This is a genomic window from Saccharothrix longispora, assembly GCF_030852425.1.
In the GTDB taxonomy this organism is placed as follows: Bacteria; Actinomycetota; Actinomycetes; order Mycobacteriales; family Pseudonocardiaceae; genus Actinosynnema; species Actinosynnema longispora.
On the sequence record NZ_NSDM01000012.1, the window covers coordinates 207,653 to 231,179 of the forward strand.

The following is a 23,527-nucleotide window of genomic DNA, read 5'->3' on the forward strand; positions in this document are numbered from 1 at the left end:
GACTCGCGGGTCAGAGGCCGGCGGCCTTGGTGCGCTCGGCGCGCAGGCGGGTCACGTCGGCCAGTTCGAGCGGGGCCGGCTTGACGCCCGTCGCCCACTCGATCAGCAGGTCGGCGATCTGCGGGTTGCGCGGCAGCACGGGACCGTGCAGGTAGGTGCACAGGATGCGCCCCTGCACCGCGCCCTCCACCGAGCCGTCGTTGCCGGTGCCCACCTTGACGTGCGCCAGCGGCTGCGCGGACGGCCCGAGCACGGTGCGGCCCTGGTGGTTCTCGAAACCCGTCAGGACCCCTTCGAACAGGCCGTTCGCGGGCGTCGCGACCACCTCGCCGATCGCCCGGCTGCCACCCGCGTGCGACGTCGAGTCGATCAGGCCCAGACCGGGGTGCGTGACCTGGTCGGCCCGGGTGAACGACTCGCCGAAGATCTGGATGCCCGCGCACACGCCGAGGACCACCGCGCCGCGCGCCGCCGCCCGCTGCATGCCCGGGTGCTCCCGCAGGTGCCGCACGGCCAGCGTCTGCGCGGTGTCCTCGCCGCCGCCGACCACGTAGATGTCGCACGAGTCGGGCACCGGCTCGCCGAACCGCACCGTGACGATCTCCGCGGCGATGCCGCGCCACGTCATGCGCTTCTCCAGCACGACCGCGTTGCCGAAGTCGCCGTAGGTGCCGAGCAGGTCGGGCAGCACCAGGGCGATCTGGACCTTGGACGTCGTCACTCGGCGGCCCTCGCGTTCAGGTCCCGGAAAGCGGTGTAGTTGGCGATGACCTCGACGGGGCCCGGCGGCATCTCGTCGATCGCCTTGAGCGGGTCGGGCACGATCGTGTGCTGCACCTCGGCGTAGGTGAGCCGCACGGCCAGGTCGGTGGCGCGCTCGCCGGACGCGATGACCCGGCGGCCCTGCAACCTCTCGAACGGCACGTCCCACAGCCACGACAGGTCGCGGCCGTCGGCCTCCTGCGCGTTGATCACCAGCACGGCCGGGTGGTCGGCCTCGCGCACCACGGTCAGCGTCTCGCTCCAGCCCGCCGGGTTCTTGGACAGCAGCAACCGGGCGCGGTGGCCAGACCGCTGGATCGTCCGGTACCGGCCCGCCACGTTGGACACGCCGCGCAACCGCTGCACGGCCTCCTCGACCGGCACGCCGAGCGCGACCGCCGCCGCGGCGGCCATCACCGCGTTGGCCTGGTTGAACTTGCCGGGCAGCCGCAGCGACAGCTCGACCTTCGCGCCGTTCGGCGTCACCAGCCGGCCGTCACCGGTGATCCAGTTCGGCCGCGGCCGGGCGAGGTCGCAGCCGGTGCAGTACCAGTGCTCGCCCTCCCAGCGGATCGGGTCGCCGCAGCGCGGGCACGAGGCCGCGTCGTTGTGCCAGCCCGTCCCGGTCGCCACCCACACCACGTTCGCGCAGTCGCGGGCGGCCGAGGTGACCATGATGTCGTCGCAGTTGGCGACCACGGTCCCGGTCACCGCCCCGAGGGCGGCGCGCAGCGACCGCTCGATCGTGCGGACCTCGCCGACCCGGTCGAGCTGGTCGCGCGACAGGTTCAGCAGCACGGCCACGGCGGGCGACGCCGCCCGCACGACCTCGGGGAAGTACCCCTCGTCGACCTCCAGCACCGCGTACGGCGCGTCGGGCTGCTTGGACAGCGCGGTCACGTGCCCGTCGGGCATGTTCGCGCCACCGTGGTTGGTGGCCACCTCGCCCAGGTAGGACACGGCGCGGCTGAGCATCATCGTGCTGGTGGTCTTGCCGTTGGTCCCGGTCACCAGTGCGACGGCACGACCCTGGGTGAGGTGCGCCAACGCCTGCGGGTCCAGCCGCAGCGCGACCCGGCCGCCGATCATGCCACCGGCGCCGAGGCCCATCTTCTGCGACAGCTTCGAGCTCATGTTGCCCAGTCGCACGGCGGCTGCGGTGCGCAGCGGCAGGCGGGCTGGGTCTGCACCTGGAGTGTTCGGCAAGCGACTTCCTGCACGGTCAGGGGTGGGGAGAGTGCCCCGATGCTACCGGGGGCGGTTGCCGTCCAGCTCCCGCAGGGTCCTGATCAGGTCCACCGTGCTGAGCTGGCACAACTGCGCCATGTACTCCAGCGCGGGCAGGTCCAGGTGCACCTCGGGGGAGTGCCCCGGCACGAGCTGCGCCAGCCGGCCCTGCGCCCACCGCCGCAGCGGCAGCAGCTGCGGTCGCGTGTCGGCGACGACCGCGCTGAGGTTCACCGCCAGGTGGCCCGCCGGCGCGTCCCCGAACACACGTTCGTGTACCCGGGCCAAGACCTGGTGCGCGGGGACGCCCAGGGCGACGCAGATCTCGACCAACCGGACCACCGAGCACTGGCGCGTGCCCAGCTCGTAGGTGGCCAGGGTTTGCAGCGAGATGTCGCTCTGCAGCCGTCGGTTGAGCTCCTTGCGGGTCCATCCGCGCTGCTTGCGCAGGCTGCGCAGCTCGTCGCCGAGCACGCGCTGGTACGCCGCTGTGTCGATCTGCACCGTCGATCCTCCGTCCGCGGGGGCCCCGACAGACCCCACGCAGATGGAAAGCGCGATACGGCGATTGCTTACGCGAGTTGTCCCATTTAACGCCCGATCGGGCTAATGGAGTGGTACCGAAAGTAGTGTTTCACGGGGTCAGGGCACGGGTGACGCCCTGCTCCGCCGGGCCGAGGAACCGGGGGTCCGGCCGGGCGACGACGCCGTCCCACATCGCCTTGCCCGCCGCGAACACCTCCCGGAAGTGGCCGTAGGCGGTCGTCGTGGCCCAGCCCCGCGACGTGTCGTGGCCGACGCCGTGCGCCTCCAGGCCCGCCGACCGGCACAGCGCCACGGCGCGCGGCAGGTGGAACCCCTGCGTCACCACGGTCAGCCGCTCGACGCCGAAGACCCGCTTCGCCCGCGTGCACGAGTCCCACGTGTCCAGTCCCGCGTAGTCGGCCACGACCACCCGCTCGGGCACGCCGCGGCTGACGAGGTAGTCGCGCATCGCGCTCGGCTCGTCGTAGTCGGTCCTGCTGTTGTCGCCGCTGACCAGCAGGACCTCCACCTTGCCGGTCCGGTACAGCTGCGCCGCCACGTCCAGCCGGCCGGCCAGGAACGGCGTCGGCTTGCCCGACCGGGTCAGGCCGGCGCCCAGCACCAGCGCCACCGGCGCCTCGGGCACGTCCGCCGCGCCGTGCACGTACGGGGCGCTGCTGGTGCGCACCCACACCCACGGCGTGGCCGCCAGCACCGCCAGCAGCCCGGTCACGACCAGCGCGAGCCGCCACCGCCGCCGCAGCAGCCGTGCGCCGGCCGCCGGCAGTGCGCGCACCCGTTCCGCGAAGTCCCCCACGAACGCCCCCGAGTCCTGTCAGTTGACGCAGCGCACCCCGTCGGCGGTGATGGGCTGCTCCGGCGTGGTCGTGTCCGGCGGCTGCCGCCTGGCGCCGTCCAGGCCGACCAGGGGCCCGCCGGTGAGGCCCTGCACGCCGGGGCCGTCGTAGTCGTCGCCCAGGAGCACCAGCGCCTGCCCGGCGGGCACCTCGGGGTCCTCCTCGACGTCGATGCCGCCGAGGAAGTCGGCGACGGCCGCCGCGCCCGCCTCGCCGCCCGTGCCGTGGCGGACCACGGAGGACAGCACCTCCTCGGTGGCGTTGCCCGAGCCGCCGCCGACGTAGCCCTCGGCGACGAGGGACCTCAGCACGCGGCCGGCCAGCCCGCCGATGCCGGAGGCGTTGCGCACCTCGACGGTCACCGTGCCGGGGTCGACGGTCGGTGCGGTGGAGGAGCCCACCGCGGTCGGGTCGGAGCCCAGGTTCTTGAAGAACTTCTTCACGTCGCGCTCGTTCACCTCGACCGCGAGGCCGTCCTCGGGCGTCTGGAGTTCCGGGTCCCCGGTCGGGATCGTCTCGAACTTCAGGTTGCCGCCGGTCAGGTCCTTCATCTGGGTGGCGAACCGCAGCACGTCCCAGCCCTCGTCGAGCACGATGGACTTGCTCAGCGCATCGATCAGGTCGTTGAGCTTGCCCGGGTCGGACAGCGTGCCCGCGGACAGGACCTGCTTGGCCAGGCCCGCCATGAACACCTGCTGGCGCACGATCCGGTCGAGGTCGCCGCGCAGCAGCCCGTACCGCTGGCGCACGAACGCCAGCGCCTCGCGGCCCTGGATCTTCTGCGGCCCCGCGGCGAAGTCCGCGCCCGAGAACTCGTCCTGGGTGGCCTGGTTGAGGCACACGTCCACGCCGCCGACGGCCTTGGTGATCTCGTAGAACCCGACCAGGTTGATCTCGGCGTAGTGGTCGACGGTGACGCCGGTGAGGTCCTGGATGGTCGCGATGAGGTTCTTCGCGCCGTCCTTGCGGGACTTGACGTCCAGCTGGGCCGGGTCGGACTCGCCCTCGCGCTTGAGGCGCTCGATGGCGGACTCCTTGCCGTACCCGTACGCGGAGTTGATCTTGTGGCGGCCGTAGCCGCCCGCGATCTTCACGTACGAGTCGCGCGGGAACGACACCGCGACGGCCTTGCCGCCGTCGTTCGGCACGTGCATCAGGATCAGCGTGTCGGTGTTCAGCCCGCCCGCCGTCTCGTCACCCGCCTGGAGCTCGTCCAGGATCTCCCGGGGCAGCGGGTTGCCCTTCGCGTCGGTGCGGCTGTCCATGCCCACCATCAGGATGTCGACCGAGCCGTCGGCGGGCTTCTCGCCGCCGCCCTCCAGGCCGATCACGTCCGTGGTGCTGATGTTGTCGATCAGCGCCTGGAAGTTGGCGTACGCGTACCCCGTGCCGAGCAGCACGGCGACCGAGGTGACGGCCAGGATCGTGCGCCCGATGAGCGCGCCGCCGCTCACCGTCGAGGTGGTCGTCGGGCGCTTGCGCGCGGGGGCGGGCGCGGTGCGGGCGGGCGCGGCCCGGCCTTCGGCGCCGTCGCGGTCGGCGCGGGCCCGTTCGGCGGGGCGCGGTCGTTCGGGGCGCGGTCGTTCGGCGGGGCGCGGTCGTTCGCCGGAGCGGTCCGGCGCGGGGACGCGACCGGCCGCGGGCCGACGGCGCTCGCCCGGGCGCTCGTCCCCCGCCGGGCGCGCACCGGACCGCCCGGCGGCGGGCGCGGGGCGTTCGCGGCGCGGCGGCGGCTCGGGGCGACCGGCCGGCTTGACCGGCTCGACGTGCTCGGTGGCCTCGTCGGCGGACGCGCGGGGGCGCGCGGGACGCCCCGGCGGCGGGTCGAGGCGACGGCGCGGGTCGGGTTCGAACGGGGCGCCACCACCCCCGCCGCGTCTGGGCTGACCTGCGGAGGAGCTCCGAGGGGGAACTGGTCGCCCGCGGAACCCGTCGGGCTCGCCTGGCCCCGGCGGCCGGTTGTCCACTCCCACTCCTCCCTGGTACCCGGGTACGCCCCCAAGGACGCCTCAGGGGGCGCCCGGGTTGCGCACAGCGTCGCACAGGCCGTCCCGGTGACGTCGTGATACCGGGTTTGGCCGCGCCCTGACCAGCGCGGTAACCCGATTGTGAGGTCGGGTGCACCGCGTTCGTAGACTGTGCCCCCGTGCTGACCATGCAGGACGCGCTGCTCGCGCTGACCAGGTACTGGACCGACCGGGGCTGCATCGTCGTGCAGCCGTACAACACGGAGGTCGGCGCCGGTACGTTGAACCCCGCCACCGTGCTGCGGGTGCTCGGTCCCGAGCCGTGGCGGGTGTCCTACGTCGAGCCCAGCGTGCGGCCCGACGACGCGCGGTACGGCGAGAACCCGAACCGGCTCCAGACCCACACCCAGTTCCAGGTGATCCTCAAGCCCGACCCGGGCGACCCCCAGGAGCTGTACCTGGGCAGCCTCGAAGCCCTCGGCATCGACGTGCGCGCCCACGACGTGCGGTTCGTGGAGGACAACTGGGCCTCGCCCGCGCTCGGCGCGTGGGGCCTGGGCTGGGAGGTGTGGCTCGACGGCCTGGAGATCACCCAGTTCACCTACTTCCAGCAGGCCGGCGGCATGTCGCTGGACCCGGTGTCGGTGGAGATCACCTACGGCATCGAGCGCATCATGATGGCGCTCCAGGGCGTCGACCACTTCAAGGACATCGCCTACGCGCCCGGCATCTCCTACGGCGAGGCGTTCGGCCAGGCCGAGTACGAGATGAGCCGCTACTACCTCGACGACGCCGACGTCGAGGCGACCAAGCGGATGTTCGAGGAGTACGCGGCCGAGGCGCGCCGCATGCTCGACGCCCGCCTGCCCGTGCCCGCGCACAACTACGTGCTGAAGTGCTCGCACGCGTTCAACGTGCTCGACGCGCGCGGCGCGATCAGCACCACGGAGCGGGCCCGCGCGTTCGGTCGGATGCGGGGGCTGGCCCGCGAGGTCGCCCAGCTGTGGGCTGCCCGCCGCGAGGAGCTGGGCCACCCGCTCGGCCTGGCCGAGGCACCCGCGCCGGCCGTGCTGCCGGAGGCGTTCGCCGAGGTCACGGGCTCGAACACGCTGCTGTTCGAGATCGGCGTCGAGGAGCTGCCGCCGCACGAGGTGACCCGCACGGTCGAGGCGGTCGCGAAGGCGGTGACCGAGAAGCTCGGCGCCACCCGCCTCGCGCACGGCGACGTCGAGGTGCACGGCACGCCGCGCCGCGTCGTCGTGCTCGTGCCGGGCGTCGCGGCGCGCGAGCCGGACGCCGAGAAAACCGTGCGCGGACCCCGCGTGTCGGCGGCGTTCGACGCCGACGGCAACCCGACCAAGGCCGCCCAGGGCTTCGCCCGGGGGCAGGGCGTCGACGTGTCCGAGCTGGGCCGCGTCACCGAGAACGGCGTCGAGCACGTCGCCCTCGCGCGCACCGACCCGGGCCGCGGCGCGGTGGAGGTCCTCAGCGGACTGCTCGGCGAGGTCGTGGCCGAGCTGCGCGCCGAGAAGAACATGAAGTGGAACGACCCGAAGCTGTCGTTCACCCGCCCGATCCGCTGGCTGCTCGCGCTGCTCGGCACGACACCGGTCCCGGTGGCCGTGTCGTCCCTGGCCGCCGAGCCGAGGACCCGCGTGCACCGCACGGCCGACACCCCCGTCGTGGAGGTGTCCACGGCGGACGGCTACCCGGAGTTCCTCGCCGGGCACGGGATCGACGTGTCGGCCGACGCGCGCCGGGCGGCGATCGTGGCGCGGGCCGAGGAGCTGGCGGCGTCCGTCGGCGGGGTCGTGGACTTCGACGGGGTGCTCGACGAGGTCACCAACCTGGTGGAGCGGCCGACGCCGATCCTCGGGTCCTTCGAGGAGCGCTACCTGGAGCTGCCCGCGCAGATCCTGACCACGGTGATGCGCAAGCACCAGCGCTACCTGCCGGTCCGGGCGGCCGACGGGTCGCTGCTGCCGCACTTCGTGGCCGTCGCCAACGGCGAGGTCGACGAGGACCTGGTGCGCGCGGGCAACGAGGGCGTGCTGCGGGCGCGCTACGAGGACGCCGCGTTCTTCTGGCGGGCGGACCTGCGCACGCCGCTCGCGGACATGAAGTCCGGGTTGGCCAAGCTCACGTTCGCCGACAAGCTCGGCTCGATGGCCGACCGGGCGGCCCGCATCGCGGTGCTCGCCGGGCGGTTGGCCGAGGAGGTCGGCGCGGCCGACGGGACGCTGGCACGGGCCGGAGAGCTGGCCAAGTTCGACCTGGGCTCGCAGATGGTCATCGAGCTGTCGAGCCTCGCGGGCGTGATGGCCCGCGAGTACGCCGAGCGCGCGGGGGAGACCCCGGAGGTGGCGGCGGCGCTGTTCGAGATGGAGCTGCCCCGGTCGGCGGGCGACGCGCTGCCGTCGTCCACGCCGGGCGCGCTGCTGTCGCTGGCGGACCGGTTCGACCTGCTGGCGGGCCTGTTCGGGATCGGCGCGAACCCGACCGGCAGCTCCGACCCGTTCGGCCTGCGGCGGGCGGCGCTGGGCGCGGTGAGCGTGCTGCGGGCGTTCCCGGAGCTGAAGGGCATCACGCTGCCCAAGGCGCTGGCGCTGGCCGCCCGCGGCGTCGCGGAGCAGGGGCCGGAGCTGTCGGCGGAGTCCCTGGAGGTGGCGCGCGAGTTCGCCGTGCGGCGCTACGAGCAGCAGCTGCTCGACGCCGGCCACGACCACCGGTTCGTCAACGCCGTGCTGCCGCTGGCCGACGCGCCCGCGGTCGCCGACACCACGCTGGCCGAGCTGACCTCGCTGGCCGGTGACCCGGACTTCGCCGCCCTGGTCGCCGCGCTCCAGCGGGTGCGGCGGATCGTGCCCGCCGACACCGCGGGCGAGTACGACCCGCAGGTGCTCACCGAGCCGGCCGAGGTGGCGCTGCACGAGGCGCTCGTCGAGGTGCCCGCCGGCGTGACCGGGCTCGCCGCGTTCGCCGCGGCGGCGTCCGGGCTCACCGCGCCGGTGAACACGTTCTTCGACGAGGTGCTGGTCATGGCCGAGGACGAGCGGGTCAAGCGCGCCCGGCTCGGCCTGCTGGCCGCGATCCGCGACCTGGCCGCGCCGGTGCTGGACTGGCAGGCGCTGGGCACCGCCCTGGGCTGAGCCCCGGTGGCAGGTCCCTCGACCTGCGGACATGCGAAAGTCCCCGCCCCCCGGTCGAACCGGGAGGCGGGGATTTCCGCATACCTACATGTCGCGGTTGTCCTCGGCGTGGACCACCTGGGAGTAGGTGGGCGACTTCGAGGCAGCCACGACCTGGTCGTGGGCCGGCGAGACCTGTGCTGCGGCGGCCGGCCCGGCGCCCAGGGCGAGCAGGGCCGCGGCGATCGCGGCCACCAGCGCTGCGGGGACGATTCTCACGCTGTCTTCTCCTCACACAACCGGCCAAGGTTCGGCAGGCGACACCTTCGCACAAAAATAGCAGGAAGACGAGCCCTGCTTTGACCGTGCCGGCTCCGTAGTCAATCGGGTGCGGAGGGTGATATTTCGCCCGAAAGTAACGTCTCGACCAGCGGGTTCGATGTCCCGTGAGGGGCTCCGGCGCGGCTGGTGCGGACCATTTGGAGCCGGCTCGTTGCTACGTCTTGACGAACCCGTACGCCGGGGGATGGAATTCCGCAACATTCTGTTTTCCGGTCATCGACGTCCATGTGCCCGTGCAAGGGGTTGGCGAATGCGAAGGCTAACCGCAGCCGTGTCCAGCGGCCTGCTCGTCCTGTCCGTCGCCTCGTGCTCCGACGCACCCGACCCGCTCGCCCCGGCGACCGGCACGCCCGCCGGGAAACCGGTCGTCGGCGTCATCCTGCCGGACAGGTCGTCGTCGGACCGCTGGGACGAGCAGGACGCGCCGCTGCTGAACCAGGCGTTCAGCTTCGCGGGCATCGAGGGCGACATCCAGAACGCCGACGGCGACGAGGCGAAGTTCGCGAGCATCGCGGACGAGATGATCGCCCGCGGCGTGAAGGTGCTGATGACGACGCCGCTGTCGCCCGAGGGCGGCGCGGCCGTCGAGCGGAAGGCCCGGGACGCGAACATCCCGGTCATCAACTACGACCGGATCAGCCTCGGCGGGTTCGCCGAGTACTACGTCTCGTTCGACAACCTCAACGTGGGCGAGCTCCAGGCGGAGGGCCTGCTGCGCTGCCTGGGCGAGAAGCCGGGCGCGAGCATCATCGAGATCCAGGGCGCGCCGCAGGACAACAACGCGACCCTGTTCGCCGACGGCCAGCGCCGCAAGCTCGGCCCGAAGTACGACAGCGGCGCGCTGGAGCTGGTCGACAGCAAGGCCATCGACAAGTGGGACCCGGTGATCGGCAAGGCGACGTTCGAGCAGATCCTCAACGGCAACGGCGGCAAGGTCGACGGCGTGGTGGCCGCCAACGACGGCCTCGCCGGCGCGGTCATCGAGGTGCTCAAGGCCAGGGGCCTGGCCGGCAAGGTGCCGGTGACCGGCCAGGACGCCACGCTGGAGGGCCTGCGCGCGGTCCTGCGCGGCGAGCAGTGCATGACGGTCTACAAGCCCATCCGCGACGAGGCGGAGGCCGCCGCCCGGTTGGCCATCGCGGTGGCGCGCGGCGACCTGGCCGGCGCGGACGACCTGGCCACCGGCAACACCCGTGACCTGGTGTCGCGGCGGGACGTGAAGTCGGTGCTGCTCGGTGCCGACCTGGTCGCCCGCGACAACGTGCGCGCCCTGGTCGGCGAGGGCGCGGTGAAGCCGGCCGAGCTGTGCGACGGGGACACCGCGGACGACTGCGCCGAACTGGGCATCCTGGTCAACTGACCCGCGAGTCGAACGTCCAGGACCCGCGAGTCGAACGTCCAGGACCCCTGAACTCCACGTTCACGGCGCGCACCGCCGGCCAGGAGCGCGTGACTCGCGGGGTCAGTCGTCCGGGTCCAGGTCGTGGCGGCCGGAGATGAACTCCTGCACGCGGATCTTGGCCCGGATCAGGGGTTGCCGGAAGCGGGCCTCGCGGCGGTACGCGCGGCGCAGCTTGCGCGAGCCCTCGGTGTAGCGCCAGCGCGCCCACGGCGATCCCGGGCGGGCCAGGCGCACGGCCCCGATCTCGGGCAGCACGGGCACCAGCAGCCCGAGCAGGCCGGTCCACACCTTGCCCTTGAGCAGCGCCACGACGGCGAACCCGAGGTTCACCAGGATCAGCACCACGCGCAGCGGCCGACCCTCGCCGTAGAACTCGTCGTAGCCGAGCGGCCGGGCGCCGAGCAGCAGCAGGCCGGTCATGCCGACGGCCAGGAACACCGCGTCGACCGACAGCCGGCCGTCCTTGGTCCAGTACACGTCCCGCAGGTGCAGGATCAGCGCGAACTCGTCCAGCACGAGCGCCGCGCCCACGCCGAGCAGCGCGGCAGCGGCAACCCGCAGGCCGTGCTCGTCGTCCGGCACGGCCAGCCCGGTCACCCCGCCGAGCATCATGAACACCGCGCCGAACACGACGTGGTGGATGTGGGTGCCGCCGGGTGTGAAGTTGCCCGGCCACCAGCGCACACCGGCCCGGATCATGCGGACGCTGATCCGGATGAACACGAACGTCAGCACCAGGCCGAGGAAGAAGAACAGCAACCTGGACTGGGGCAGGTCGAGCGGGTACATCACCCCATCTTCACCCCGGAGGGCTACGTGAAGCTGACGCCACCCTGGATGTCGCCTGCTTGCAGCACGTTCCCGTGCACCGTGCCCGAGATCTGGTTGACCACCCGGCCGGTCTGGGTGACGGACCCGTACTCGCGGCCCAGCGCCTCGGCGAAGCCCGGATCAGCGGACGTGGTCCGCTCCAGCGCCTCGCTCAACGCCCTGACCTGTGGCGAGTCCTCGGGTTGGCCCTCGGCGGCGGTCAGTGCCGCGCTCGCCTCGGGATCTCCCGCGAACCTGGCCCGGACCAGGTCGTACAAGCCGGCCACCGCTCGCGTGGCGAGCGAGGCGGCGATGGAGACCAGCATCGGCTCCGGCATGGCAGACCCCCTGTGATCGAGCCCGGACCCACCGTAGCAGCGCGACTCGCCGCATTCTGCCGCTCGACTGCGGGCGGCAGGTCGTGGTTGACTGTCTGCGGTCGTACCTTTCTGTGTTCGTGTTCCACCACGCTCGCGGAACGGAGTTGCGGGCGCTGAACACTCCTCCTGGAGGGCCGGAGCCCGCAGCAGCGGACCCGGTGGTCGCAAGCGCGATCCGGCACCTGTTAGAGGAGAAGTAGCAAGATGGCAGTTCAGGGCACCGTCAAGTGGTTCAACGCGGAGAAGGGCTTCGGCTTCATCTCCCCGGACAACGGTGGCGCCGACGTGTTCGTGCACTACTCGGAGATCCAGAGCAACGGTTACCGCACGCTCGAGGAGAACCAGCGGGTGGAGTTCGAGATCGGCCAGGGCCAGAAGGGCCCGCAGGCGCAGGCGGTTCGACCGCTCTGACCCTCTCCGGGTCCTCGCCGACCCGGAACCGGATTCGGGCCGCCACTCCGGCGACGGGGTGGCGGCCCGTTTTCGCGCCCTTCGGCCGGCTTCAGCTGGTCAACGCCGGTTCCGCGGCGGCGCCGGTGGTGGTGCCGTCGGGTGCGCAGCCGTGCTCGCCGTAGAGCCGCTGACCGACCAGGCGCGCGCCGTCGAACAGGAAGAACGCGGTGGTGCGCACCCGGAACGGCCGTCCGGCGGGCTGCCCGCCGCCCAGGTAGGTGCCCTCCACCTCCAGCTCCGCGATCGCCGCGTCGTCGGCGTGGTGCAGTGCCACGAGCGTGCTGCGCCGGTCGGGGACCGCGCGGAGCACCCGCGCGTAGTACCCGGCCACCTCCTCCCGGCCCTCGAACACCTGGCCGGTCGAGACGACCTCGCACCGCGGGTGGTCGAAGGCCCCCACGGCGGTGTCGAACTCGTGTTCGTTCTCCGAATCGAGCAGTTCCAGCACGATCGCCTCGCGCAGGGCGCGCAGTGCCTTGGACGCGGTCACGACCCGCGACCCCCTCTCGAACCGGTAGGAAGCGACCCAACACCGGTCCCGCCCGACCAGTCAAGACGCTGCCCTCCGCCGGCTCCGCCGTCCCGCCGCGGTTCCCCCGCCGGCGCGGGCGCCCTCGTCCGATCGGCCCAGCCGGCCCGCCGACGCCCGTCGGCGTGCGCGACGGCCGGTCGGGCGCACTCGCGCCCGACCGCGCCGGCCGCCGTTCACGGGCGCATCTCGTACACCCCCGACAGCGCCGCCACCGCCTGCCACACCCGGTCGAACCGCCCGTCGTCCACGACCGGTTTGCGCACCACGCCCAGCGCCCACGCCTGCTGCGCCCCCGTGGACGACGCCTTGCCGTGCAGGGCGACGGCGTAGGCGGAGAAGTCGCGCACCAGGACGTCGAAGACCTGGTCCAGCAGGTCGTCGCCCACGCCCGCGATCGCCGCCTGCTCCAGCACCAGCTGCCCGTACACGACGAGCGTGAACAGGTGGCCGAGGTTGAGCAGGAAGTCCAGGTCCCGTTGCTGGTCCTCGTCCGGGGCCGCCCCGGTGAGCAGGTCGCGCAGGGCCCGCGCCTGCTCGTGGAACAGCGCCGCGTTCGGTACGCGGGCGTGCTCGCGGTAGGGGGCCTCCCAGTCGTGGAAGCGGACCTTCCCGAGGCCGCGGGCCGGTCCCTGGCGCCAGAAGAACGCGTCGTCGGCCGGGTCGTGCCGGGTCGGCACCGCCTCGTGCTCGGCGGGGGCGAACAGGTGGTTGGGCATGAACTTCAGCACGAGGGCGAGGTTGACGTGGACCGTGCCCTCCAGCTTCGGCAGCGCCCGGATGTCGCGGGCCGCCATCGAGAAGTAGGTGTCCTTCTCGAAGCCCTTGGCCGCGATCACGTCCCACAGCAGGTCGACGACCCGCTCACCCTCGCTGGTGACCTTCATCTTGGTGATGGGGTTGAACAGCAGGTAGCGGCGGTCCTCGGGGGACGCGCTGCGGAAGTAGTCCACGGCGCGGTCCGAGAACAGCTTCATCGCGGCCAGGCGGGCGTAGGCGTCGACGAAGTTCTGCCGTACGTGCGGGAACTCGGTGACGCGCTTGCCGTAGAGCACCCGGTTGTGGGCGTGGGTCACGCTCTCGTGGAACGCGTGCTCGCCGATGCCGATGGACGCCGTGCACAGGTTGAACTTGCCGACGTTCACCGTGTTCAGGGCGGCGCTGAAAGCGTCCGCGCCGGTGTGCAGGACGTCCTCGGCGCGCACCGGGTAGTCCTCCAGCCGGAACTCGCTGACGAACATCTGCGAGTCGACCACGTTCTTGACCAGGTGGAACGCCTCGTGCTGCGAGTCGACGGCGAAGAACACGTACCCGTCGGGGCCCTCCACGTCGGCGCGGCGGCCGAACACCGAGACCATGCCCGCGACGTTGCCGTTGCCGATGTAGTACTTGCCGCCGTTGGCGACGAAGCCCGTGCCGGTGGGCGTGAGCACCATGTCGGTGGAGTAGACGTCCGCGCCGTGCTCCTTCTCGGACAGGCCGAACGCGAACACCGCGCCGTCGTCCAGGAGCGCCGCGGCCTTCGCGCGGGCGGCGGCGTTGTCGCTCATCCAGATCGGGCCGAGGCCGAGGACGGTGACCTGCCAGGCGTACCAGTACTGGAGGCCGTAGAAGCCCAGCACCTCGCTCAACGCGGCGTTGCGGGCGGCGTCCCAGCGCTTGTCGGGGTTCCCGCCGGCCTCGGCGGCCGGGGTGCAGAAGGTCGCGAACAGCTTCTCGCGCGCGACGAAGTCGAGGAACTCGGCGTACCAGACCCTGGCCTGGTCGTCGGCGATCAGCCGGCGCTTGCCGCGCTCCTCGAACCAGTCGATGACCGCGCGCAGCAGGCGGCGGCTCTCGGGGTCCAGGTGACCGGCGTCGTAGGTGTCGGGGTTGAACAGCACCGGGGTTCTCCCTTCGTCGTCGCCGCACGTTACCAGTGAGTAACTTGCTGGGCCGCCGGGCTCTCGTCCCGGGAGCCGCCGGACGCCCTCCGCTGTGCCGTTCGTCACAGTGGAAGGAGGGTCACGCCCTCGCCGGGGCGCGTCGGTGCCCGGCGCTCACCGCTCGGTCCCGCGCGGCGACCTCCCGATGAGCCGGTAGAGCGGGCGGAGGTCGTCGGTCAGCGATCGGCCGTCCACCACGAGCGGGTCGAGCTGGTCGAGCAGGGCGTCCGGGCGCGTGGGCACCGGCTCCGCGACCTCCGGCACCGCCGCGGACGTCGTCCGGCGCACCCAGAACCCGGCGAACCCGTCGACCTCCGGCTCCGGGTCCGGCACGGGTACGGGCGCCGGCTCCTCGTGCGGCAGGGGGGCGCGCAGCTCCCGCAGCCGGTCCAGCAGGTCCTCCCGCGACCGGCCGCGCCAGGCGAGGATCTCGAACGGGTCGGTGTCGAACGACTCGGCGAGCAGGTAGCAGGTCGCCGCGAGGTGCTTGCACGGCACCTCCCAGTCCGGGCACGTGCAGTCCATCGACATCTCGCGCAGCGTGCTCGGGAACAGCGCGAGCCCCAGGTCGGCGAACACGTCCTCGATCTCCGGCGGCATCTCGCCCGCCAGCAGCTTCGCCGCGAAGACCGCGCGGTCGGCCAGCGCGTGCTCGATGCGCGACCACTCCTGGTCGGTGAACTTCCGCACCCCGACCCGCGCCCGGTACGGCTCGCGTCGCGTCCCCATCACCAGCGCCACGACCAGGCTCGTCGACAGCGACAGGCTCATCACCTGCCCGGTCCGCGCGTACCCCCGTCCGCGCGCCAGCCGCCCACCCATGCCGAACGACTCCAGCACCTCCACGAACCGCCGCGACCACCACGTCCGGGCCACGTCGCCGCGCTTGCTGCGCAGCGTCAGGCCGCCCTCGACGCGGATCGCCCGGCGCGCGGACGGCCGTTCGCCGTGCCAGTCGCGATCAGGCACCGACGGCCTCCCCGGACAGCGCGAACAGCTCGCGCAACTCGTTCGTGGACAACTCGGTCAACCAGTCCTCGCCCGCGCCGACCACGAGCTGCGCCAGCCCCCGCTTCTCCTCGATCATCCGGTCGATGCGCTCCTCCAGCGTCCCGACGGTGACGAACTTGCGCACCTGCACGTGGTTGCGCTGACCGATCCGGAACGCCCGGTCGGTCGCCTGGTCCTCCACCGCCGGGTTCCACCACCGGTCGAGGTGCACGACGTGGTTGGCGGCCGTCAGGTTCAGCCCCGTGCCGCCCGCCTTGAGCGACAGCACGAAGATCGACGGCCCGTCCTCCCCCTGGAACCGCCGCACCATCTCGTCCCGCCGGCCCTTCGGCGTCCCGCCGTGCAGGAAGAGCACCTCGGTGTCGAACCGGGCGGCCAGGTGCGGCACGACCAGCGAGCCGAACCCGGTGAACTGGGTGAAGCACAACGCCTTGTCGCCGTCGGCCAGCGCCTCGTCGAGGATCTCCTCCAGCCGCGCGACCTTGCCCGAGCGGCCCGCGACGCGCGACCCGTCACCGAGGAGCTGCGCCGGGTGGTTGCAGACCTGCTTGAGCCGCGACATCGTGGCCAGCACCAGGCCCTTGCGCTTGACGCCCTCCGCCTCGGCGATGCGCCCGAGCATGTCGTCCACCACGGCCTGGTACAGCGACGCCTGCTCGGGCGTGAGCGTGCACAGCTGCTTGACCTCGATCTTGTCCGGCAGGTCGGTGATGACCCGAGGGTCGGTCTTGAGGCGGCGCAGCACGAACGGCCCGGTGATCCGCCGCAGCCGCACGGCCGCCTCCTCGTCGTGGTGGCGTTCGATCGGCACCGCGAAGCGGGCGCGGAACGCGCTGATCGTGCCCAGCACACCGGGGTTGACGAAGTCCATGACGGACCACAGCTCGGCCAGCCGGTTCTCCACCGGCGTGCCGGTCAGCGCCACCCGGTGCCGCGCGGGCAGCGACCGCACCACCTGCGACTGCCTCGTCGAGCTGTTCTTGACGTTCTGCGCCTCGTCGAGCACCACCCGGTCCCACTGGACCCCGGCGAGCGCGCCGGCGTCGCGCGAGACCACCGCGTACGTCGTGATGACCAGGTCGCAGTCGACGTCGAGCACCCGGCCCGCGCCGTGGTAGACCCGCACCTCCAGCCCGGGCGTGAACCGCGCCGCCTCGCGCTGCCAGTTGCCGACCACGGACATCGGGCACACCAGCAGCGTCGGCAGCCGCGCCCCGTGCTGCCGGTTGTGGGCCTCCAGGGCCAGCAGCTGCACCGTCTTGCCCAGCCCCATGTCGTCGGCCAGGCACGCGCCCAACCCGAGCCGGTCGAGGAACGCGAGCCACGCCAACCCGCGCCGCTGGTAGGGGCGCAGGTCGGCCACCAGGCCCGCCGGGTGCTCCACCGGTTCCAGCTGGTGCTCCACCCGGCCCGACAGCAGGTCGCCCAACCAGCCCGTGGCGTCGACGCCGGCGAGCGGCAACGGCAGCTCGGCGTCCTCGGCGTTCACCAGCAGCACCTGGGCGGCCGTCATCTGCCCGCCGCCGCGCTCCAGGAACGCGAGCCCCGCCGCCAACCGCTCGCGGTCGACGTGCACCCACTGCCCGCGCACGCGGACCAGCGGCACCTTGGCGCGGGCCAACGCGGTCAGCTCGGACTCGCTCAGCACCTCGTCCCCGAGCGCCAGCTCCCAGCGGTAGTCGACGAGCACCTTGAGCCCGAGCTCGCTCTCCTTCGCGACCACGCCCGCCGTGCCCCGGCTCTCGGCCTCCAGCCGCAACCCCAACCGACGGGGCTGCCGCCACCACGAGGGCAGCAGCACCCCGAACCCGGCCTGCGCCAGCAGCGCCGCGTGCTCGAGGAACTCGTGGGCGCCCTCGACGTCCAGCTCCACCTCGGCCGGTCGCTTGGCCCGGAGCGCCCGGTCGAGCGCCGGGTACAGTCGGCTCGCCCGACCGAGGTCGCCGAGCAGCACGTCCTCGGCCCGGTCGACCCACCGCCGCAGCACGGCCGCCTTGCCCCGCCACACCTGCTCGGCGTGCACCAGGACGCTCGGCTCGTCCACGGCCTGGAGCAGGAACTCCAACCGCCAGCCGTCCTCCAGGTGACCGCCGTGGTCGGGCGAGCTGAGCCGGAAGCACGTCCGGACAGGACTCTCGCGCAACCCCCGGGACCGCCACTGGTCGAGCGCGTCACGCAGCCGGCCGACCCCGCCGTCCGCGTCACCGCCCACCTCGCCGTGCGCGCCCACGACGTCCGGCGGGCCGGCCAGCGCCCGCACGAACGCCCCGATCACACCGCCCCGCCGGGAGCCGGTCCCGGCGTCGGGCAGCGCGGCCCGCACGTCCCGGTCCACGAGCGCGTCGAGGACCCCGGGGACGACGTCCTCCGCGCCGCCCGCGGCCAGGAAGGCCGGCGGCGTCTCCGCCACCAGCGCCGCCCACCGGGTCGAGTCGGCTCCGGACAGCGCGGCACGCCACCGGGCACGCCCCCGGTCGTCGATCGAGGGCAGCACCCGGCCCCGCCGGACGAGGGCGCGCCCGAACCGCACCACGTCGTTCAGGAAGCGCGCGGAAGCGCCCAGTCGGCAGTCGGCGAGCCCGTCGGCGACCTCGCCGTCCCACCGGACGACGGGCACCTCCCACTCCCGCCACCGCACGACCCCGCGGCCGGACCCCTCGCGCACCAACCCGGGAGAGGCCACCGGCCCGGAGGCGAAGGAGGGCAACCGGACCGTCATCGCCCCGCCCGGGACGCCCCCGACCAGCGACCGCAGCTCGTCGCCGTCGACCGCGAACGGGTGGGCCACCACCCGCCGGCCCGGACGCCCCTCGACGCGGGCGGGCAGCACCGAACCCTCGGCCCAGAGGGCCACCCGCCCACCACTCACGCCCACGGCGTGCAGCACGAACACGGGGCCACTCTAGGCACCGCCCCCGACACCACCCGGCCCGCCGCGTCCGCTCCCGGGAACACGTGGCCGGTCGGGTGGTGCCGGTGGCCGGTCACCGGTACTGGTGGGCCCTGGAGCGGGTCAGCGCGGTGACGCCCACGCCGGCCAGGCCGACCTGGAGGGCCGCCTCGACCCAGTCGACACCGCTCGTGTCGGACACGCCCAGCACCGAGGCCGCGAAGGTCCCCACGAGAGCCGCCGCGATGCCCACCAGCAGGGTCATGAGCATCGAGATCCTCTGCCTGCCCGGCACGACCAACCGCCCCAGGCCGCCGACGACCACACCGATGACGAGCGCCGAGATGAGCCCGGTGATCTCCACGAGACGTCCTTTCCCCGATCTTCGAAGTCCACGTCGAGCATCACCCCGCCCCCGTCCCGCGCGAATCGGGTGTGTCCCCGACCCGGCCCTGATCCCGACCCTGGACGCCGAACACCTCGGCGGCCCGCTCCGACAGCGCCCGCCCCGGCACGTCGGGGTCGCACCCGACCTTCGCCAGCCTCGACCTGAGCGACGCGGGCGAGCGCTCCAGCCGCCGGGCGAGGTCGCGGATCAGCCCGGCCGTCCCCGCGTCCGGGGCCGCGCCCAGCCAGGCCGCGCGCAGCGACTCCTCCGCCTCCGCCGTCCACGGCTGGTCGGCGTTGGCCGGACGGCCCCGCGCCGACCCGGGGGACGGGGCGCCCAGCGTGCCCAGGGCGTCGAGCACCTGGCCCAGCAGCTTGCCTATCCGCGCCCCGGCGTCCGCGGGCAGGCGCAGGGCGCCCTCGGCCACCAGCGCGCCCGCCGTGTCGGTGCCGGCGAGCTCCAGGCGCAGCTCCGGGTCCGCGGTCGCCACCAGGCGGTAGGTGGTGGAGCCGATGCGGACCGAGTTCTCGTACGTGGTCGTCGTCATGGTGACGACGTTAGCGAGGGGGTCCGACAATCCGGGGTCGGCGGCAGAGGTCGCAGGACCTGTCCGCCGGGGATTCACCCGTCAGGTACGGCTTGAGGTGCTCGGCGATGGCCCGCGCCAGCGACGGCGGCACGGCGTTGCCGATCTGGCGGGCCACCTCGACCTTCGACCCGCACCACTCGAAGGAGTCGGGGAACGACTGGAGCCGCGCGGCCTCCAGGTGCGTGATCGGCCGGTCCACGCGGTGCCCGGACAGCCCGGGTTCCCACTGCGGGTGCAGGTAGCGGCCCTTCTCCGGCTTGTAGAACTCGGTGCGGATGGTCAGCGACGGCGCGTCCCACCGCATCCGGCCCATGACGTCCGTCGTGCCGGTCTTCTTCTCCCGCCAGCACCGGGGCAGCAGCTCGTCGGGCAGGTCGAACCGGCCGCCGCCGGGCGGGACGTGCCGGTACCGCTCCAGTGACAGCGCGGTCGGCGTGCGCCCGATGTGCAGGTCCGCGCTCGCGAACGCACCGGGCAGCTCGCGGCCGAAGAACTCGACCACCGACGCGGGCAGCGCCGTCGTCAGCGGCTTCTCCGGCAGGCCGCGCAGCACGTCGCCCACGGTGTGCCAGCGCTCGCGCGGGTGCGTCGGCGAGGGCAGCGGGATGCGCCCGACCCGCGACCCGATCACGATCGCCCGCCGCCGCCGCTGCGGCACGCCGAAGTCCGCCGCCAGCAGCACCCCCGCCGACAGCTCGTAGTCCTCGGTCTCGGCCTGGAGCAGCGCGAACTCGGTCGAGGACAGGAACCGGTCCACGTTCTCGATCACGAACACCGCGGGCTCCGCGCGCCGCACGAACCGCAGGTACTCGCGCCACAACGAGTTGCGCGGGTCGTCGACGTCGCGCGACCCGAGGTTGGAGAACCCCTGGCACGGCGGCCCGCCGACGATCACGTCCGCCTCGGGGATCTCCCCGTCGGGGATGGAGGCGATGTCGGACCACCGCATGTGGCCCTCGCCGAAGTTCGCCGCGTACGTCGCCGCCGCGTGCAGGTCCCACTCCACCGCCATGACCGGCGCGTAGCCGCCGGCCGCGACGAACCCGGAGGTCATGCCGCCACAGCCGGCGAACAGGTCGATCATGGACAGCACGGACCTCACGGTAGCCGACCGGCCCCGCCCGCACCCCGCCGCTCCAGCACCGCGGCCCGCACCCGGTCCGCGGCCTCGGTCGGGTCCTCGTGCTCCCACACCCGCACCGACAGCCACCCCTCCTCGGCCAGCCGCTGGTCGGTGTTCGCGTCGCGCGCCCGGTTGGCCTCGATCTTGGCGCGCCAGAAGTCGCCGTTGCGCTTGGGCCACGTGCCGTGCTCCGGGCAGCCGTGCCAGAAGCAGCCGTCGACGAACACGGCCACGCGCGCGGGCCCGAACACCACGTCCGCCTCCCGCCGCACGGCGCGCACCGGCCGCCGGTGCACCCGGTAGCGCAGGCCGAGGCGGTGCAGTGCACGCCGCAGCGCCACCTCGATCCCCGTGTCGCGCGAGCGCTGCCTGCTCATCCGGGCGCGGACGTCGTCCGTCGTCTCCAGGTTCGGCACCGGGCCATGATGGCTCACACCGGGTGCAGCACCTCCCGCAGCCTCCGCGCGGCGCGGTCCAGCGCCGGACGCGCGTGCAGCCCCGTCCCGGACGAACCTGATCGGGACGACCCCGTCCCGGACGACCCCAGCCCGAGGTCGACGAAGAAGAACGGCGGCATCGCGTGCGCCAGCAGCGCGTCGGAGCGCCGCGGCCCGCCGCGCGGGGCGAGCAGCAGCCGGTCGACCCACGCGTCCACCCCGAACACCAGGTCCGCCAACGGGTGCGCGCGCACGTCCAACCCGTGCCCGCGCAGCACCGCGAGCACGTGCGCGTCGCGCAGGAACGCCCGGAACTCGCGCACCACCCGGTCGCGCACCGCCGCCCTGCCCGCCGAGGCGGCGACCTCGCGCGCCGGCGTCCACAGCATGGCCCGCGCCCGCTCGTCGGCCGCGCAGAACTCCCGGAACTCCGGCCACGTCGGTAATCGGCCCAGCGACTCGACGGCGTGGTGCGCGACGAGCGTGAAAGGGAACCGCGGCCGCCAGCCCGGCACGCCGGGCGACCGGGGCGCCGGCGCGCTGCGGCACGCGGCCTCGACCTCTTCGGCGGTCACCCGCTCGACGGCGGCGCACTCGTGCGCCATGACGAGCGCCACCACCTCGTCACGCCGGCCGAACCAGCCGTTGAACGCCCAGCGGCTCTCCTGGGTGACGTTGAACAGCCTGCGGACCTCCGGTGCGGTGGTCATGGCGGCGAGGCTACGGACGACCACCGACAGCGGCGGCGGAAGCGCAGGTCAACCGACCGACAGGTTCGCCCGGTCCGCCGCCGAACGGCCCGCGTCCCACCCCGCCGCGCTGCGCACGGGCGTCGTCTTCGCGACCGTCCGCGTGAACATCGCCCCGAAGTACTCGTCCACCGCCTTGCGCCGCTCGGCCAGCACGGGCAGCAGCCGGTCGTCCTCGGGCACCGCGTTGGCCGCCTCCAGCCGTTCCCCGACCCGGTGCGCGTAGGAGAGCAGGAACGACTTGCGGTACGCCGCGGACCGCGCCTCGTCGCCCTTGCGCGCCCCGTCGCCCGCCGCCACCATCGCGCGCGTCGCCTGCACCAGCAGCGACGCCGACAGCAGCTCCACGATCTCCAGGTCCAGCTCCTCGCCGACCAGCGCCACGAACCCCAGGTCGTACACCACGGCGCGGCACCGGTTGGCCCGCGCGACGACGTGCACGACCTGCGCCTTCCCGTCGAAGTACTTCCGGTCGAGCCACAGCCGCCGCGACGTCGTCGACGCCGCCTCCACCGGCATCCGCTCCAGGGCGTGCCGCGTCACCAGCTCCTGGGCCTTGGCCGACAGCGCCTCCGCCTCCTCGGGGAACGCGGTCGACTCGGCCTTCGCCAGCAGCCCGCGCACCCGGTTGAGGACCTTCGGGTCCACGCCGCGGTGGTCGAACGCGGCCATCGGCGTGCCCGGCCGCGGCACGATCACCGGCAGGCCCGGCAACGAGATCAGCACGCCGAGCACCGCCACCGCCGCGGCCACCGCGTCCTCGCGCAGCTCGATGTGCCGCCGCGCCCACTGCTCCAGGTGCGGTTCGCCGGTGTCCCACCAGACCTCGGCCCCGATGCCGTCCACCTGGGCCCGCCAGCGCGGGTGCAGGGCGGTGTGCCGCGCGGTGTCCGCCGCGACGGCGTCCACGAGGAACGACAGCGCGCGCTCGTCCGCGTCGCGCCGCACCGCCTCGTACACGTCGTGCGGCATCCAGCCGTGCTCCCAGACGCGCTCCAGGGCACGCCGCAGCACCTCGCCGACCGCGGCGTCCACGTCGGCGGCCGGCAGTCCGGAGGTGCGCGGCAGCCTGGCCCGGCGGTTCGCCGCGGCCCGCCACAACGCCTCGTGCAGGGAGTCCACGAACGCCGATTGTCCTCTTTCGGGTGCGCTGTCGACGAACCTGCTGCGTGCCGCTCCCCACACCGGGCCGCACGTGCCAGCCTCGCGCCGTGAGCCGGAACACGCAGCGCCCGACGCGTCGACCCCTCGTGGTGGTGCACCGTCCACTGGGGACGCCGCTGACACCCGTCCAGCAGCGCGTCGTCCACCGCTGCCGGGCCCTGTCCCAGGTGACCGACCCCCTCGACGCCGAGCTCACCGTCAGCACCGCCGTGGCCGACGCCCGACCGGACGAGGAGTTCTGGGCGGGCCTCATCGAGCACGCCGTGTCCCACCCGAGCCGCCGCAACCACGCCCTGCTGCGCGTCCTGGCCGCCGCGCTCACCGGCCGCCCCCGCGAGTGGGCCGCCGGCGCCGTGCTCCCCGCCTCCCCGCCCCTGACCGCGGGCGGGGCCTGGATCTGCGACCGCTCGCTCGACGCCGGCTACCTGGCCCTGGTGTGCGCCTACGCGTTCGCCGAGGACGAGCACGCCATGGTCTTCCTGATCGACGAGCTGGCCGGCGGCGTGATCAGGAAGGCGTTCGTGACGAGGGACCAGCCCGCCGCCCGCGCCCGCCTGGCCCGGCAGGGCGAGCTGACCCCGATCGGGGCCGAGGCGGCGCACTGGCTGCTGGCCAAGTCCTATCGCCGCCTGGATCGCGACAAGTGCGCGCCGGTGGACGTGGACGTGCTGCGGACCAGGCTGCTGGTCGACCGGCGGATAGCGCTCGCTTTCGGGTAAATGCGATCGCTTCGAAGTGGGCGAGAGGCGGCGGGTCGGTCGCCCCATTGGTCCACGCGTGCCGAAGCTTTACTCATTTGGGCTGTTCATTACCGGCATCGCCATACCGTACGTTCGTCCTGTCGGTCGGCCGGACACGTCACGGGGAGC

Annotated in this window: 22 protein-coding genes; 4 read left to right on the forward strand and 18 right to left on the reverse strand. The window is 73.3% G+C overall.

Annotation, left to right across the window (positions count from 1 at the left end; genetic code table 11):
- Positions 1-10 precede the first annotated feature (10 nt).
- The 5 genes from CKY47_RS26480 to CKY47_RS26500 form a co-directional block, all read right to left on the reverse strand.
- Complete coding sequence (locus CKY47_RS26480) at positions 11-721, reverse strand: type 1 glutamine amidotransferase (RefSeq protein WP_306748940.1); 711 nt, start codon at positions 719-721, stop codon at positions 11-13.
- Positions 718-1,911, reverse strand: a complete 1,194-nt coding sequence (locus tag CKY47_RS26485) for a Mur ligase family protein (RefSeq protein WP_306748941.1) — start codon at positions 1,909-1,911, stop codon at positions 718-720. The genes CKY47_RS26480 and CKY47_RS26485 overlap by 4 nt, the downstream gene beginning before the upstream one ends.
- Positions 1,912-2,010: 99 nt before the next feature.
- A complete protein-coding gene (locus CKY47_RS26490) occupies positions 2,011-2,493 on the reverse strand; it encodes a helix-turn-helix domain-containing protein (protein ID WP_306748942.1) in 483 nt (160 codons plus the stop codon).
- Between the two features lie 130 nt (positions 2,494-2,623).
- Positions 2,624-3,331 (reverse strand): SanA/YdcF family protein, encoded by a 708-nt coding sequence (locus CKY47_RS26495; protein WP_306748943.1) that lies wholly within the window; start codon positions 3,329-3,331, stop codon positions 2,624-2,626.
- An 18-nt stretch (positions 3,332-3,349) separates the two neighbouring features.
- Positions 3,350-5,338: an LCP family protein gene (locus tag CKY47_RS26500; RefSeq protein WP_306748944.1), complete on the reverse strand. Its 1,989-nt coding sequence runs from the start codon at positions 5,336-5,338 to the stop codon at positions 3,350-3,352.
- 188 nt (positions 5,339-5,526) lie between these two features.
- Between CKY47_RS26500 and CKY47_RS26505 the strand changes: the two genes are divergently transcribed.
- Positions 5,527-8,487, forward strand: a complete 2,961-nt coding sequence (locus CKY47_RS26505) for a glycine--tRNA ligase (RefSeq protein ID WP_306749105.1) — start codon at positions 5,527-5,529, stop codon at positions 8,485-8,487.
- Positions 8,488-8,571: 84 nt separating this feature from the next.
- Here CKY47_RS26505 and CKY47_RS26510 read toward each other — a convergent pair whose 3' ends face one another.
- On the reverse strand, positions 8,572-8,745 hold the full coding sequence (locus CKY47_RS26510) for a hypothetical protein (protein ID WP_306748945.1): 174 nt from the start codon (positions 8,743-8,745) through the stop codon (positions 8,572-8,574).
- Between the two features lie 313 nt (positions 8,746-9,058).
- On the opposite strand from CKY47_RS26510, the gene CKY47_RS26515 reads away from it, so the two are divergent.
- A complete protein-coding gene (locus CKY47_RS26515) occupies positions 9,059-10,168 on the forward strand; it encodes a sugar ABC transporter substrate-binding protein (protein WP_306748946.1) in 1,110 nt (369 codons plus the stop codon).
- 102 nt (positions 10,169-10,270) lie between these two features.
- Here the strand turns inward: CKY47_RS26515 and CKY47_RS26520 are convergent, their stop codons facing one another.
- Both CKY47_RS26520 and CKY47_RS26525 read right to left on the reverse strand, forming a co-directional pair.
- A complete protein-coding gene (locus CKY47_RS26520; RefSeq protein ID WP_306748947.1) occupies positions 10,271-10,999 on the reverse strand; it encodes a hypothetical protein in 729 nt (242 codons plus the stop codon).
- A 23-nt stretch (positions 11,000-11,022) separates the two neighbouring features.
- Complete coding sequence (locus CKY47_RS26525; protein WP_306748948.1) at positions 11,023-11,358, reverse strand: hypothetical protein; 336 nt, start codon at positions 11,356-11,358, stop codon at positions 11,023-11,025.
- A 246-nt stretch (positions 11,359-11,604) separates the two neighbouring features.
- Here CKY47_RS26525 and cspE point away from each other — a divergent pair, with 246 nt between their 5' ends.
- Entirely contained in the window at positions 11,605-11,811 is a 207-nt protein-coding gene (cspE, locus tag CKY47_RS26530; RefSeq protein ID WP_015098655.1) for a transcription antiterminator/RNA stability regulator CspE, read from the forward strand.
- Positions 11,812-11,902: 91 nt separating this feature from the next.
- Here the strand turns inward: cspE and CKY47_RS26535 are convergent, their stop codons facing one another.
- From CKY47_RS26535 to CKY47_RS26580, 10 genes are all read right to left on the reverse strand, one after another.
- Positions 11,903-12,343, reverse strand: coding sequence for a nuclear transport factor 2 family protein (locus CKY47_RS26535; RefSeq protein ID WP_306748949.1), 441 nt, complete (start codon positions 12,341-12,343; stop codon positions 11,903-11,905).
- 215 nt (positions 12,344-12,558) lie between these two features.
- Complete coding sequence (locus CKY47_RS26540) at positions 12,559-14,265, reverse strand: acyl-CoA dehydrogenase family protein (RefSeq protein WP_306748950.1); 1,707 nt, start codon at positions 14,263-14,265, stop codon at positions 12,559-12,561.
- A gap of 156 nt (positions 14,266-14,421) precedes the next feature.
- Complete coding sequence (locus CKY47_RS26545; protein ID WP_306748951.1) at positions 14,422-15,276, reverse strand: SWIM zinc finger family protein; 855 nt, start codon at positions 15,274-15,276, stop codon at positions 14,422-14,424.
- Entirely contained in the window at positions 15,269-18,211 is a 2,943-nt protein-coding gene (locus CKY47_RS26550) for a DEAD/DEAH box helicase (protein ID WP_306748952.1), read from the reverse strand. The genes CKY47_RS26545 and CKY47_RS26550 overlap by 8 nt, the downstream gene beginning before the upstream one ends.
- A 91-nt stretch (positions 18,212-18,302) precedes the next feature.
- Positions 18,303-18,572 (reverse strand): GlsB/YeaQ/YmgE family stress response membrane protein, encoded by a 270-nt coding sequence (locus CKY47_RS26555; RefSeq protein WP_306748953.1) that lies wholly within the window; start codon positions 18,570-18,572, stop codon positions 18,303-18,305.
- A 40-nt stretch (positions 18,573-18,612) separates the two neighbouring features.
- Positions 18,613-19,143, reverse strand: coding sequence for a hypothetical protein (locus CKY47_RS26560; RefSeq protein ID WP_306748954.1), 531 nt, complete (start codon positions 19,141-19,143; stop codon positions 18,613-18,615).
- Between the two features lie 10 nt (positions 19,144-19,153).
- Positions 19,154-20,269, reverse strand: a complete 1,116-nt coding sequence (locus CKY47_RS26565; protein WP_306749107.1) for a DNA cytosine methyltransferase — start codon at positions 20,267-20,269, stop codon at positions 19,154-19,156.
- Positions 20,270-20,283: 14 nt separating this feature from the next.
- Positions 20,284-20,685 (reverse strand): very short patch repair endonuclease, encoded by a 402-nt coding sequence (locus CKY47_RS26570; protein WP_306749109.1) that lies wholly within the window; start codon positions 20,683-20,685, stop codon positions 20,284-20,286.
- Between the two features lie 53 nt (positions 20,686-20,738).
- Positions 20,739-21,455 carry a hypothetical protein gene (locus CKY47_RS26575; RefSeq protein WP_306748955.1) on the reverse strand — a complete coding sequence of 239 codons (717 nt, stop codon included), beginning with the start codon at positions 21,453-21,455 and terminating at the stop codon, positions 20,739-20,741.
- Between the two features lie 48 nt (positions 21,456-21,503).
- A complete protein-coding gene (locus CKY47_RS26580) occupies positions 21,504-22,616 on the reverse strand; it encodes a DUF2786 domain-containing protein (RefSeq protein WP_306748956.1) in 1,113 nt (370 codons plus the stop codon).
- Between the two features lie 89 nt (positions 22,617-22,705).
- Here CKY47_RS26580 and CKY47_RS26585 point away from each other — a divergent pair, with 89 nt between their 5' ends.
- Positions 22,706-23,377, forward strand: coding sequence for a hypothetical protein (locus CKY47_RS26585; RefSeq protein ID WP_306748957.1), 672 nt, complete (start codon positions 22,706-22,708; stop codon positions 23,375-23,377).
- The last annotated feature ends 150 nt before the right edge of the window (positions 23,378-23,527 follow it).

Bases quoted from the DNA above. Each gene is read 5' to 3' on its own strand.
- CKY47_RS26560 (WP_306748954.1), bottom strand. From the start codon at position 19,143: ATGACGACGACCACGTACGAGAACTCGGTCCGCATCGGCTCCACCACC.
- CKY47_RS26515 (WP_306748946.1), top strand. From the start codon at position 9,059: ATGCGAAGGCTAACCGCAGCCGTGTCCAGCGGCCTGCTCGTCCTGTCC.
- CKY47_RS26570 (WP_306749109.1), bottom strand. From the start codon at position 20,685: ATGAGCAGGCAGCGCTCGCGCGACACGGGGATCGAGGTGGCGCTGCGG.
- cspE (WP_015098655.1), top strand. From the start codon at position 11,605: ATGGCAGTTCAGGGCACCGTCAAGTGGTTCAACGCGGAGAAGGGCTTC.
- CKY47_RS26525 (WP_306748948.1), bottom strand. From the start codon at position 11,358: ATGCCGGAGCCGATGCTGGTCTCCATCGCCGCCTCGCTCGCCACGCGA.
- CKY47_RS26520 (WP_306748947.1), bottom strand. From the start codon at position 10,999: ATGTACCCGCTCGACCTGCCCCAGTCCAGGTTGCTGTTCTTCTTCCTC.
- CKY47_RS26575 (WP_306748955.1), bottom strand. From the start codon at position 21,455: ATGACCACCGCACCGGAGGTCCGCAGGCTGTTCAACGTCACCCAGGAG.
- CKY47_RS26565 (WP_306749107.1), bottom strand. From the start codon at position 20,269: ATGATCGACCTGTTCGCCGGCTGTGGCGGCATGACCTCCGGGTTCGTC.
- CKY47_RS26505 (WP_306749105.1), top strand. From the start codon at position 5,527: ATGCAGGACGCGCTGCTCGCGCTGACCAGGTACTGGACCGACCGGGGC.